The sequence below is a fragment of the Crocosphaera sp. Alani8 genome, from assembly GCF_038442745.1.
In the GTDB taxonomy this organism is placed as follows: domain Bacteria; phylum Cyanobacteriota; class Cyanobacteriia; order Cyanobacteriales; family Microcystaceae; genus Crocosphaera.
The window spans coordinates 1-10,575 of the sequence record NZ_JARVCN010000097.1 but is presented as its reverse complement, the minus strand read 5'-3'; the positions used below and the strand labels follow the sequence as shown (position 1 = coordinate 10,575).

7 protein-coding genes and 1 tRNA gene are annotated in these 10,575 nt (G+C 40.4%); 4 read left to right on the top strand and 4 right to left on the bottom strand.

Going from position 1 to position 10,575, the window contains the following annotated elements; translation table 11 throughout:
• Positions 1 to 134: 134 nt before the first annotated feature.
• Positions 135 to 1,844 carry a sensor histidine kinase gene (locus P9B04_RS07135; protein ID WP_342054304.1) on the bottom strand — a complete coding sequence of 570 codons (1,710 nt, stop codon included), beginning with the start codon at positions 1,842 to 1,844 and terminating at the stop codon, positions 135 to 137.
• 189 nt (positions 1,845 to 2,033) lie between these two features.
• Positions 2,034 to 3,794, bottom strand: a complete 1,761-nt coding sequence (locus P9B04_RS07130) for an alpha/beta hydrolase (protein ID WP_342054303.1) — start codon at positions 3,792 to 3,794, stop codon at positions 2,034 to 2,036.
• Positions 3,795 to 3,889: 95 nt separating this feature from the next.
• Between P9B04_RS07130 and P9B04_RS07125 the strand changes: the two genes are divergently transcribed.
• The 4 genes from P9B04_RS07125 (at position 3,890) to groL (ending at position 7,758) form a co-directional block, all read left to right on the top strand.
• Positions 3,890 to 5,263 (top strand): ArnT family glycosyltransferase, encoded by a 1,374-nt coding sequence (locus P9B04_RS07125; protein WP_342054302.1) that lies wholly within the window; start codon positions 3,890 to 3,892, stop codon positions 5,261 to 5,263.
• A gap of 89 nt (positions 5,264 to 5,352) precedes the next feature.
• Positions 5,353 to 5,426 (top strand) — tRNA-Met (locus tag P9B04_RS07120).
• Positions 5,427 to 5,750: 324 nt separating this feature from the next.
• Positions 5,751 to 6,062 carry a co-chaperone GroES gene (groES, locus tag P9B04_RS07115; RefSeq protein WP_007308121.1) on the top strand — a complete coding sequence of 104 codons (312 nt, stop codon included), beginning with the start codon at positions 5,751 to 5,753 and terminating at the stop codon, positions 6,060 to 6,062.
• A 73-nt stretch (positions 6,063 to 6,135) separates the two neighbouring features.
• Complete coding sequence (groL, locus tag P9B04_RS07110; protein WP_342054301.1) at positions 6,136 to 7,758, top strand: chaperonin GroEL; 1,623 nt, start codon at positions 6,136 to 6,138, stop codon at positions 7,756 to 7,758.
• A 73-nt stretch (positions 7,759 to 7,831) separates the two neighbouring features.
• On the opposite strand, the gene P9B04_RS07105 is transcribed toward groL, so the two are convergent.
• Positions 7,832 to 8,818 (bottom strand): permease, encoded by a 987-nt coding sequence (locus tag P9B04_RS07105; protein ID WP_342054300.1) that lies wholly within the window; start codon positions 8,816 to 8,818, stop codon positions 7,832 to 7,834.
• Positions 8,819 to 8,935: 117 nt separating this feature from the next.
• Complete coding sequence (gene glcD, locus P9B04_RS07100; protein WP_342054299.1) at positions 8,936 to 10,393, bottom strand: glycolate oxidase subunit GlcD; 1,458 nt, start codon at positions 10,391 to 10,393, stop codon at positions 8,936 to 8,938.
• Positions 10,394 to 10,575 lie beyond the last annotated feature (182 nt).

Genomic DNA, 10,575 nt, shown 5'->3' with positions numbered 1-10,575 from the left:
GGTTTGATAAATCCCCCTCGTTTATAGTGCGGGGCTTCTCGGCGGTTAGCTAAATAATACTGCTCTGGGGACAAGTTTTATTTTGCTGTTTAGATAACCTTAAGTTTTACTCAAAACTTCCCATATACTTTGATTCAAAAAGGTTTTACTGTTTTGATCACTGGCATTTGTTCCAGGGGAACAGTAAAAGTAACCGTCGAGCCGAGTCCTTCTCCCATACTATAAAATTCTACTTGTCCCCCCATCGCTTCCACTAGCTTTTGAGAAATGGCTAAACCCAGTCCTGTTCCACCGTAAGCTTTAGTGTGAGAACCATCCACCTGTACAAATTTTTCAAACAGTTGGTCTTGTTTGTCCAGGGCGACTCCAATACCAGTGTCAGTGACGCTCACTTTTACCAAACCAGGAAATTCTTGATTCTGGTGGTGTATTTTCTTTTTGACGATCTCTGCATTGACCACAACACTACCTTCGTGGGTGAATTTAATGGCATTACTGACTAAATTGAACATTACTTGTAGCAGTCGCTGATAATTACCAGAAACCATAATGGGGGTTAAGGTACTGGGTAATTTACTCCTAAACTCTAGATGTTTGCGTTGCGTCTGAGGGAGAGTAAACTTATCCACAGCATCGAATAATTCCGCAAGTTCAACGGCACCTAAATTAAGATCCATTTTACCGGCTTCAATTTTGGCAATGTCCAGAATATCGTTAATAAGATTGAGGAGGTGTAGGGCTGATTTGTGTGCTTCTTCCAGGAATTCTTGTTGTTCTTGGGCATCGTCAGCCATGCCGTCCAAAATCAGTTTGAGAAAGCCAATAATACCGTTAAGAGGGGTTCTCAGTTCGTGGGTGGTACTGGCCAAAAAGTCGCTTTTAAGACGGGATGCTTCTTCAGCGGCGAGAGTTGCTTGTTCTAATTCTTGATAAAGGGTGGCGTGAGCGATCGCTGTTCCTACTTGATCCGCTAATTCCTGAATCAGTTCGATTTCCCCTGGACTCCAGTATCGACTGCGATCGTATTGCTGTAAACAAATTAATCCGTTTCGTTGATTTTGATAAAAGGTGGAAACAATTAAATTAGATTGTATTTGAGAACTATTTTCCATCAATCTCTCAAAAATTAGGGGTTCCCGTTGGTTGAGGACTTTTTCCCACCACGGATCATCCTCTGGAATAAAGCGAACTCCTAATTCCGAAACACAACAGGGGTTACAGTATTCAGCTTTAACGTCTAAATATTCTTGCTGTGGTTCCATAGAAATCATCAAACAACGACTGACTTGTAACGCTTCTCCGAGACTATCTACGGTTTGTTGCCAGATGGTTTCTAAGTTGAGGGTGCGGCGAATTTGTCTGGCAATTTTAGTTAACAGTTTTTGATAGGGTTCAGGATGGGTGGGTAAAGCCGAATTATTGATTACACTTATCTCGTTATCTGCTAAGAAATGCCCCATAACAAGAACAGTGGTTACTGGTTTCTTTTTCTGTAAAATGGGGCTGATGACCAATTCTAGGGCAAAGGTTTGATTCCTGTATTCAAATTCACAGTAACACTGTTCGGGAATTTTTCTGTCTAGAACCCTTTTAATCCTTTTGTAATAGGCCTCTGGGGATACTGGTTTTAGGCTTTGTTCTGGAAAAAAACCAATAACATCTTCCGGTTCGATAGTTAATTGTTCCCCTATGTCTCCGTAAAATGATAGGTATTTCCCTGATCTGTCCTGAATATAAACTAACTCAGCCTCCAGGGCTTCCCACAGTCCAGGGTTTGTCATGGGGTTGGATGATGTCTCATCGGTATTGGAGGAAGGTCTAGGTATTTTTATCAAGGAACTCATGGGTCATTCTTCAAGGTAAAAAGATTGGCAGGGTATAGAAGTTAACTATTGAGAGAAAATATTTTTTTCCCGTCTCAAGCATCCTGTTCCGTTGTCATAGCATCATAAAGTTAGTATGCCCCAACATCAGAGAAACCTATCAATTATTTGAGGGTTGTAATAAGTAAAATTTTTTGGCGATTGCTTAAATTAGTCATTGTTGGGAATAATATTACGAGGATGAATAGCTGGTGTTCTTGAGGCTTTTCTACTATTAAATAACTCACTCAAGGGAATCTCCGCGTCATCTTGAACTAGATGCAGAGGATTAGGCTGTTGACTAATATACTTGGCATAACTAGAAGTTAAATAGGGACGAAACTCCTCATTCTCGGCAACATAAACCTCAGCAAAAGCCACTAAAAAAGCATTACCATAAGTATCAATTACTGTCTGATCAGGAAGTTTTAAATCTGGTAAAGAATCTAAAACCGCCTTCATTTGTGCATCCAACTTGGAAAAGTTAACGTGGGCTTGTCCTTCTATCAAAGCAAAGTATTTGTCATCTGTATTAATCCAAACAAAGGCTTGTAACTGTTCAATGGCAGCCGGGGTTGCCGGATCACTACTTCCGGCAGCTAAAAGAACAGGAATAGTAATTTGAGAAAGTCCTCTAGCACCAAAAACTGCGCTAGTAACAGGATTAATTACGAAAGCAGAAGTAATACGCTCATCTCGAAAATTATACTCTTTTCGAGGTAGTTCTAAAGCCCGACATTGCAACAGTAAAGATAAATTAGGCCCCCATAATTCCTGTCCACAAATCTCTTCTAAAGTGTCAAAATCTAGGTTTGCTCCGGCTAAAGCTAAAGCGGTATATCCCCCAAAAGAATGACCCATTGCCCCCACATTATTCAGGTCTAAACGTCCCTCAAATTCCGTTCTATTTCGTCTTTCTAATTCATCGATCACATAACTAACATCTAGGGGACGATCCACATATTCATCAACTTTAACAATCTCCCGAGAAAACCCTTGTAACATTTCTTCAAGCTGATTCAAATCGCTACCAGGATGTTGAGGTAAAGCAACCACATAACCGTAAGAAGCTAACTGTAAGACATCCTCTTTAAAATCTTCCGGACGAGAAGCTAAACCGTGGGAAAAAACGATCACAGGGGTTTTTCCCTCTCGCCATCGTTGCGGTTGCACCAAGACTACCTCAAACTCCCGTTCACGACTCTGATCGAATAATTTTAGTCTACGGGAGGGCCCAACCCCATAATCTCCCCTTTGACGAATATCTCTGATCTCACTAAAGTTAGGGACAGTCTCCTGTTCCCTTGTTTGAGCGGAGATGGTTTTCATTTCTGTGACAATAGCACTGGTTTCCTGTCCCAATAATTCTAAATAAGTAGCGGCTTTGAGAATTTCTTCCAGGTTGAACTGCATATTAACAGGCAAATGACGTAGAAAATTCAGTAAGCTCAATCCTTCTTCATCAAAAGCAGCTTGAACCATAGCCCCTCTAATAGCGTATAGTCCATTCCTTCCCCCCTGAATAGAAAACAAGTGACCAACTCGGTGTAAAAGTTCTTGTCCCATAGGACTATTGAAGAAACGAGAAACTTCTACAGGGTTGAGGTCAGCTTTTTTCAGTAATGCCTCTCTAAATGCTTCTTTTTCTTCCTCATTGACCCCGGCTAAATTCATATAGTAGGCTAATTCTTTATTGATTACCCCTTCATTAGCAAACAGTTCTAAGGAATCAACTCCCAAAGACAAGTTAAGAGGAGGGTAAATAAAAACAAGCCTTGACTGGGCATAAGCAGGAAAGACAGCTAGAATAGCAGCGAGAGTTCCTAAAGTAATATTTTTTAATTTTTTTTCTACAGGACTCTTTAGAGAGAATAAAAAACCAAACATATTTTTTTTACGAGGGCTATTACCACTAATTATTTTGTTTTTCAAATATAGCACTCTGCTACAACCCAATTTTCCCATTAAACTAGTAACTGTTTAATGGCAACAGCTTCAAAATTGACTAATAAGAAATTCTCACTCCTATGAACTCCAACACATTTACTTGGCATCCTTTAAAATTTTTACACCCACGTCACGACACTTGGCGTAGTCTTTTTTCTTGGGTTGGTTTATTGGTGGTTGCCCTAATTCTCTTGGTATTTAACCTCGATGGTTCTCCCTTACTAGACTCAGAACGCATTATCGGTCAATTGGTGGAAGAAATGGCACAAAAACCATTTTTATCTGGAGACTGGCTATTTCCTACCCTAGAAGGTGAACCTTACCATCAGCATCCCGTTTTAGGGTTATTTTTATTAACTCTAACCAGTGGGCAAGGGGAGATAATTCCTGGAAATCTTCGCTTAGTGGGAGCCATATTTGCCTCGGTTTCCGTGCCTTTGTTGTACGCAGTAGGACGGGAGATTTTTGTTTTCTGGCAACCTGCTATATTCAGTGCCTTAGTTTACTTAATGTTATTTCCAATAGTTCGTTGGAGTCGTCTAGCTATGTTAGACGGAATTGTTCTCTTTTGGTCAATTCTAACTGTGTTGTGTGTGCTGCGATCCCGTAGAGATTTTCGCTGGTCTTTGGCTGTAGGCTTAAGTTTGAGTGGGCTATTTTTAACCCAAGGATTAATTGGCTGTTTACTAACAATTGTTTTAATTGTTTTTTTGGCTTGGGACACCCCTAGACTTTTGAGTTCTATTTATTTTTGGATGGGGGTTTGTTTGGGAGTTTTACCAGCTTTAATCTGGTATTGGATGGAATGGTTGGTGTATGGACAACCATTTTTGAATGAGGTTTTTTTCCACTCTGTTAAAGTGAGTTCCCTTGAATTTTTTAGTTCATTAACCTACTATCCTGTAGCTATTATTAAATATTGTTGGCCTTGGCTTATATTCGCTTTTTATGGACTCAAACTAGCCCGTAAATCCCTAAACTGGGGATGGGCTAAATTAGTACTAGTTTGGGGTGGTTTTTATGGTGGAATGATTCTTCTTCTTCCCCTGGACGGTATGGGTTATCTTTTACCTTTTTGTCCTGTTTTAGCATTGACAAACGGAATAATTTTTCATGAAATCAAAAATTGGCCCCAATATAATTCCTATCCCAAATCTTGGTGGATGGTTTTATTGAGCCTGTCAGGAGTAATTGGTATTGTTGGCCTTGTTATTGCTTTACATTTTCCCTTTGATTTCAAATTAGTATCTGATCGGTCTGATCTTGCCTTACTATCTGAACGTTTATTTTGGGTTTTAACTTTAATAACCATTGCTTTGACCTGGGCTGTCACCTCTACTCTAATTATTCGACGGAATCCGCAATTTATTGAAGTATTATTGTGGGGAACATACGTTAGTTTGTTATTAGTAATTGGTTCACCTTATTGGACGGGTCATAATGTTTATTTCTAAGACTATCCCTGCCAAGAAACGAGAAATCCTCTTTTTTTTGAAAACCCCTTGCAATTTTCTGTAGGTTCTTGTTATACTAGTTAAGACGACGCGGGATAGAGCAGTCTGGTAGCTCGTCGGGCTCATAACCCGAAGGTCGGTGGTTCAAATCCGCCTCCCGCCATTAAAATCTAAACTCTTACCATCCTAGTAATAAACTTCGCAGGTCAAGCTTTGAGGCCTAATTAAGACCTTTGATCTTAGGAGCTAAGTTGCGGAAACCAGCTTTTCCTAGCGTCTTGAATTTTGATGCTAGGGCGATTTGTGCTGGAATCCCTACATATTGTAACCATGAAAGCCCGTAACCTGGATAAGTTCGGGAACCCGTACCCAGATAACTGTTGCCAGACCTCCCCTTATTTCGCTAAATTAGCACTCGTAAGGTTAGAGTGCTAAAAGTTGAAACAAAGCACTCAGTTTCAATTATAAACACCAGGAGGATTCGTTCATGGCAGCAATTAGTATCAACGTCTCTACCGTTAAACCCCTCGGCGATCGCATTTTTGTAAAAGTTAGCCCCGCCGAAGAAAAAACCGCAGGAGGCATCTTATTACCCGATAACGCTCAAGAAAAGCCCCAGATTGGTGAAGTTGTGGCAGTTGGACCCGGAAAACGCAACGACGATGGCAGTCGTTCTGAATTAGATGTCAAAGTTGGCGATAAAGTTCTCTACTCCAAATACGCCGGCACCGATGTCAAACTGTCTGGAGATGACTACGTATTACTATCGGAAAAAGATATCCTCGCTGCCGTTGCTTAATGAGATCATAGGCAACCCAAAAGCTACTTTGTTGACGTATTGATTCAGAATTGACCAAAAAGAGGCATAACCTATGGCTAAATCCATTGTTTACAACGAAGATGCACGTCGTGCTTTAGAAAGAGGTATGGACATCCTTGCAGAGTCCGTAGCTGTTACCCTTGGACCTAAAGGTCGTAACGTTGTTCTAGAAAAGAAATTTGGCGCCCCGCAAATTATTAATGACGGGATCACCATTGCAAAAGAAATTGAATTAGAAGATCATATCGAAAATACTGGAGTTTCCTTGATTCGTCAAGCAGCCTCCAAAACCAACGATGTCGCTGGAGACGGAACCACCACCGCTACTGTTTTAGCCCATGCGATCGTTAAAGAAGGTTTACGTAACGTTGCTGCTGGAGCTAACCCCATTGCTTTGAAACGGGGTATCGATAAAGCTACCGACTTTTTAGTAGAGAAAATCGCAGCCCACGCTAAACCCATCGAAGATTCTAAAGCGATCGCCCAAGTTGGTGCCATTTCCGCAGGAAATGACGAAGAAGTTGGCAAAATGATCGCTGAAGCTATGGACAAAGTAGGCAAAGAAGGGGTTATTTCCTTAGAAGAAGGAAAGTCCATGTTCACCGAACTGGAAATCACCGAAGGAATGCGCTTTGATAAAGGATATATTTCTCCTTACTTTGTTACCGATGCTGAACGCATGGAAGCGGTATTTGAAGAACCCTGCATCCTGTTGACAGACAAAAAAATTAACTTAGTACAAGATTTAGTCCCTGTCTTAGAGCAAGTTGCTCGTCAAGGCAAATCTTTAGTAATTATCGCTGAGGACATCGAAAAAGAAGCCTTAGCAACCTTAGTGGTGAACCGTTTACGGGGTGTGCTGAATGTGGCTGCAGTAAAAGCCCCTGGATTTGGCGATCGCCGCAAACAAATGCTCGAAGACATCGCTATTTTGACCGGCGGTACAGTTATCAGTGAAGATGCTGGCCTCAAATTAGAGAATACCAAGCTAGAAATGTTAGGATCGTCTCGTCGGGTAACTCTAACCAAAGACGACACCACCATTGTGGCAGAAGGCAACGAAGAAGGCGTTAAAGCCCGTTGTGATTTGATCCGCCGTCAAATGGAAGACACAGAATCTTCTTACGATCAAGAGAAGTTACAAGAGCGTTTAGCAAAATTATCTGGTGGTGTTGCTGTCATCAAAGTGGGTGCAGCTACCGAAACAGAAATGAAAGATCGTAAACTACGTTTAGAAGATGCTATCAACGCCACAAAAGCAGCCGTAGAAGAAGGCATTGTTCCTGGGGGTGGCACAACTCTTGCTCACCTTACTCCTACCCTAGAAGAGTGGGCTAACGGTAATCTAGCCAACGAAGAGTTGACTGGTGCTTTGATTGTAGCTCGTGCGTTGACTGCTCCTTTGAAGCGTATTGCTGAGAATGCTGGTCAAAACGGTGCAGTAGTTGCTGAGAGAGTCAAAGAGAAGGACTTTAACACTGGTTATGACGCTGCTAGTGGTGATTATGCTGATATGTTAGCAGCTGGTATTGTTGATCCTGCTAAGGTAACTCGTTCCGGGTTACAAAATGCTGCTTCTATCGCTGGTATGATTTTAACCACCGAATGTATTGTGGTTGATAAACCTGAGAAAGAAAAAGCACCTGCAGGGGGTGGTGGAGACTTCGACTACTAAACCTCAAAATTAAGGTAAAACAAACTACCCCAACTTTTCACAAGTCGGGGTAGTTTCATGGATGGAGAAATTACTAACTAATATAAAAGTTAATCGTTAAACCCAAAACTAGAATTAATTGTGCTGTTAAAATCACTATATAACTGGCAAATTTAATCCGTACTATTCCGAGCAACAAAATTAAACTAGAAATATTAAACAGAGAATTCAACAATAAAAACACTAAACCTGAACCGTACAAAATAGAGGATAAAAGCGGGGTTAAGAAATAAGCAGAATTGAGAGAATTGAAAGAAATTACTAAACCAAATACTGTCATTGCTAGTAGCTGGTTTAAAGGTGTAGTTCCCCATTCGAGAAGTTGCATTTGGGGTAGAAATGATTGGCAAACCGTGGCAATAGCAACTCCAACCACAAGGAGACTTCCCAACTCTATAAACTCTCTAATTATATTGTCAAAAAATAACCATAACTTTTGCCATATATCACTAGAATTGCTAACATTAACCTGATATTCGTAAACTAAATTACCTGAAGGATGAAGGGGTTTAAAGGTTTCTGAATGTGCTATGATTGTTCCAGAATGGACTAAAGCGGAACGGCTATTAACAGGAGATGAAGAATCTTCTAGCACGGCAAATTTCTCAGGATAAGCACTAAAAATTAAACCTACTACAATGCTAATCAACCAAACTCCTAAAATCCTTAAAAACACTAATCTAGGATAATCTCCTAGAACTTGCCAGCTATTATTAATAACAAAAGGGTTAACGGTGGGAGAAGCTACTAAAAAACTGACACATAAAGGAATGGGTAAACCTTGTAATAATAACCGTCTTACGATGGGGAGGTTGCCATACTGTCCAAAAGGTAGTAAAAACCCTAAACTACTGCCAATGATTACTGCTAGGATACGAGTACGGGGTAATTTAGCCACTAATTGATGTTCATCAACAAAAACTAATAACCCACTAGAAATGACAATACCAAGGAGAAGAAACGGTAAAGATATTAATAGATTACTAACAAATAAGGTGTAAATATATTTTAGTTGATCCATATTCAAAAAGCGATAAACGATAGGTGATAATTGATAATTAGTAGTCTTTACGGTAAGTCAATTATCAACTACCTTAAAGATCGAACTCAGGTTAACACACATTTTCTAGGCAAAATATCAACTAAATTTTTTAGAATTAGCGGCTTCTCCACAAGTTCGAGGAGTGGGAAAAAGTTTGCCTGGATTAGCTAAATTATCGGGGTTAAATACCTGTCTTACCCATTGCATGGTTTCTATATCTATTTGGTTAAACATATAGGACATATATTCATTTTTATCGGCACCTATTCCATGTTCGCCTGATAGACTACCTCCTAAATCTACACACAATTTAAGTATTTCTCCCCCTAATTCTTCTACTTCTTCCCATTGTCCAGGGATAGAATTATCGTACAAAATTAATGGATGTAAATTACCGTCTCCTGCATGAAAAACGTTGGCAATACTATAACCATATTCTGCACCTAAGCGATCAATTTGTTGCAACACATTAGCTAACTGTGTACGGGGAACAACCCCATCTTGAACAAAATAATCGGGACTAATATTCCCAGCTGCGGCAAAAGCGGCTTTTCTTCCTTTCCAAAGTTTTAAACGGGTTTCTACATCATTAGCTGATGTAATTTCCCTGGAGCCATTTTGACGACAAATATCAGCAACCTTTTCTTTGTAAGCTTCTACTTCAACGGATAATCCATCTAATTCTACTAATAAAATAGCCGCCGCATCTCTGGGATAACAATTGGTTTTCACCGTATCCTCCACTGCATTAATAGAGAAATTATCCATAATTTCCATACCAGCAGGAATTACCCCAGAATCAATAATATCAGCTACTGCTTGTCCGGCGGATTCAACTGTGGTGAAATCAGCTAAAACTACGGATATTGTCTCGGGGGTTTTGAGAATTTTTAAGGTAATTTCTGTTGCTATTCCCAAAGTTCCTTCTGAACCTACAAATAAACCGGTGAGGTCATATCCCGGCATTTCAGGAATGCTACTACCTACTTCAATAATTGAACCATCGGGAATAACTAATTTTAAACCTAAAACGTGGTTGGTTGTAACTCCATATTTTAGACAGTGAACTCCACCAGAATTTTCTGCTACATTACCACCAATAGAGCAAATAATTTGACTGGAGGGGTCTGGTGCGTAATAAAAACCGGCTCCTGTTACCGCTTGAGTCACCCAGTTATTGATTACCCCAGGTTGCACCGTAACCCGTTGATTTTCTAGGTCGATATCTAAAATTTGCTTCATGCGAGCAGTTACAATCAAGACGCAATCTTCTACTGGTAAAGCACCTCCAGATAATCCAGTTCCTGCACCTCTGGCCACCCAAGGGATTTGATGGTCATGACAGATTTTCACCGCTGCGGCCACCTCTTCTGTGGTGCGAGGTAAAACCACTACCGCAGGACGTTGACGGTAAGCTGTTAAACCGTCGCATTCGTAGGTTAATAGTTCTTCTTTACGACGAATTACCCCATCTTTGCCGATCGCTTTTTCTAAAGCTTTGATGATGGGCGGCCATTTTTGATCTGTTTGTTTAAAAATTCGATTTAATAACATTGGTTTATCATTAATTCTTATGTTTCATTCTAGCTGATGTGTTGCATCTCATATAGCAATCAGTCATTAGTGGTGAGAATTTAAGTCTGAAGTATGAGGGAACGGGAAACGGTTAAGGTGGTTAAGCGCGTGACGACTCCCGACACTGAACGGAGTACCGTTACAGTGCGGGCTTCTCCAAG

Bases quoted from the DNA above. Each gene is read 5' to 3' on its own strand.
- glcD (WP_342054299.1), bottom strand. From the start codon at position 10,393: ATGTTATTAAATCGAATTTTTAAACAAACAGATCAAAAATGGCCGCCC.
- groES (WP_007308121.1), top strand. From the start codon at position 5,751: ATGGCAGCAATTAGTATCAACGTCTCTACCGTTAAACCCCTCGGCGAT.
- P9B04_RS07125 (WP_342054302.1), top strand. From the start codon at position 3,890: ATGAACTCCAACACATTTACTTGGCATCCTTTAAAATTTTTACACCCA.
- groL (WP_342054301.1), top strand. From the start codon at position 6,136: ATGGCTAAATCCATTGTTTACAACGAAGATGCACGTCGTGCTTTAGAA.
- P9B04_RS07105 (WP_342054300.1), bottom strand. From the start codon at position 8,818: ATGGATCAACTAAAATATATTTACACCTTATTTGTTAGTAATCTATTA.
- P9B04_RS07135 (WP_342054304.1), bottom strand. From the start codon at position 1,844: ATGAGTTCCTTGATAAAAATACCTAGACCTTCCTCCAATACCGATGAG.